The sequence below is a fragment of the Bacteroides timonensis genome (genome assembly GCF_000513195.1).
Taxonomy (GTDB): domain Bacteria; phylum Bacteroidota; class Bacteroidia; order Bacteroidales; family Bacteroidaceae; genus Bacteroides; species Bacteroides timonensis.
In genome coordinates this window covers 1-1,839 of record NZ_CBVI010000184.1, presented here as the reverse complement: position 1 = coordinate 1,839, position 1,839 = coordinate 1, and the positions used below count along the sequence as shown (strand labels likewise).

The window sequence follows — 1,839 nt, the reverse complement described above, 5'->3', positions numbered from 1 at the left end:
CTTGTTTATATCCTTATAAGCAACCGCCGAAGAACGGATCGGCGAATTACCCGTGCGTGGTGCAGGTTCCGGCGGCAGTTCTTCCATTGAATCCCCGATAGGGGTTTCCTCCGTCTGCCCGATGGCAATCTCAAAGTCCTGCAAAGTCCCCATTTTCGACTTCTGCTGTTTCTCGAAGGCATCCCGCTCGTATGCCTCCTTCTTGTCATCCAGCAATCCCTTTTCTTTGGGGAGCGGCACGTCGATATTGAATCCCTGCTGCACTTCCTTTTCCTCTCCACCCGAAGAAGGAGCGAAAATCAGCCACATGGCACCTGCGAACACGAGAAACAGCAGCGGATACACCAGCATCTTTTTTCTCCGTTGAGCTTCCGCCGGTGTCAGTTCCTTGCGTTCCTTCTCTTTCGGCTTCTCCTTTTTCCCTGCCGGTTGTCGGGCTGCATCCTCTCCGGCAGTTTCCCGGACTTCCTCCGTCACCATTTCCTTTTCTATCTGTACGATACCTTCCTCCAGTACCGTACCTTCTTCATTGATATGATTATCTTCCATTGCTCTTTACTTTATCATATTATTACTTCCTGAACTCTCCCGAACGGGATAAGGGACACTATCCGCCTGTTGATGCAGTTTCATTTGTTCGATATGCTCGATCTGCAACCGTTCGCCTTCCTCTTTTCCCATCCGGTAAATACCCGAAACCGTGAAATAGATAGACAGCGCACTGAATCCTAACAACATCGTGAGCGTGACTGCCAACTGTTTTTCCGGTGTCAGCCTTCCGCACATGCGGCGCAAACCATCATCCATCCGGTCTTGCCATTCATTGATTTTCTTCCGTATCATCATGCCTATCTTTCCAGTACCCGTACATCCTTGTTTTCCAGAATCTCGAACCGCTCCATCGTGAACCCGTGCGGGTTGTTATCCGACCGTACCGAATTGATTAACCCGCACCGGGTAATAAGACTTCGTTCCGTCACATTACTTGCACGGATAATCATCTGCCGCGCGTACATCGTCACCTGATAGGGATAGCGGTCAAAGTCACATGCCATGCTGTCCACCTGCAAAGTCTGGTTGATATTCGCCGAGATGATCCGGTTATAATACCCCTTCTCGCTCCAATCCTTGTAGTACCTGAAAGCACTCTCATCGCAGAGGAACAGCGCCCTTCTGATATTTCCCTCTATCGCATCCTTGTCCGGTGAAAGCGTGAAGAACAACTCATGAAACCGCTTCACGTGTTCTTTCGCCTCCACCGGTCTGTTTTGCGAAAGGTCTTGTGACAGAGCCAGCATCAGCGACTTGCCGTTATCCAATACATAAATCTTCTCCCTCTGCTTTTGCGCAAAGCTGTACGAACTCCAGATGCTGTACCCCGCCACCAGCGTACACAGCACGAGGAATACCAACGCAATCATCCGTATTTGCCGGAAACTGCTCTCTATATTCTTCAAACTCTTAAATTCCATCTTAATAAGATTATTTGATTTTCAACTGATTATTTACCTCTTAACTTTCCCGAAACATGACCGACGGCGGCTCCCGTCACTGCCGCAGCCCCTTTGCCGCCTTTCAGTCCCCACGAATTGACCTGCTTCCCGTAACTTCCCGCACCGCCGTTCTGAATGATCCATCCCGATACGGTCGGAATCGTGAAATACCCGATGATCCCTATCAACATGAATATGATGTAAGCCGCGTTCGAGCTGTCCGGTATAAAATTCGGGTCTTCCAGTGCCACAATATCCTTTTCTAACATCAATACCTGAATACGGGCAAGCACCGCACTGAACAAGTCCGAAACCGGCAGCCACAGATAAATCCCGATATACCGGG

The 1,839-nt window shown here is 49.6% G+C and carries 2 protein-coding genes and 2 pseudogenes; all 4 read right to left on the bottom strand.

The annotated features are described in order from the left end of the window. A pseudogene (locus BN161_RS27540) lies at window positions 1–549 on the bottom strand (conjugative transposon protein TraM); the annotation flags it as partial. A gap of 6 nt (window positions 550–555) precedes the next feature. Further along, window positions 556–846: a TraL conjugative transposon family protein gene (locus BN161_RS27535; protein ID WP_394332321.1), complete on the bottom strand. Its 291-nt coding sequence runs from the start codon at window positions 844–846 to the stop codon at window positions 556–558. A 2-nt stretch (window positions 847–848) separates the two neighbouring features. Beyond that, window positions 849–1,472 (bottom strand): conjugative transposon protein TraK, encoded by a 624-nt coding sequence (traK, locus tag BN161_RS27530; RefSeq protein WP_044272448.1) that lies wholly within the window; start codon window positions 1,470–1,472, stop codon window positions 849–851. 29 nt (window positions 1,473–1,501) lie between these two features. Then, window positions 1,502–1,839 (bottom strand): annotated as a pseudogene (locus tag BN161_RS27525) (conjugative transposon protein TraJ); the annotation flags it as partial.

What these genes read in the sequence shown, in the direction of transcription:
- BN161_RS27535 (WP_394332321.1), bottom strand. Translation starts at nt 846, where the DNA reads ATGATGATACGGAAGAAAATCAATGAATGGCAAGACCGGATGGATGAT.
- traK (WP_044272448.1), bottom strand. Translation starts at nt 1,472, where the DNA reads ATGGAATTTAAGAGTTTGAAGAATATAGAGAGCAGTTTCCGGCAAATA.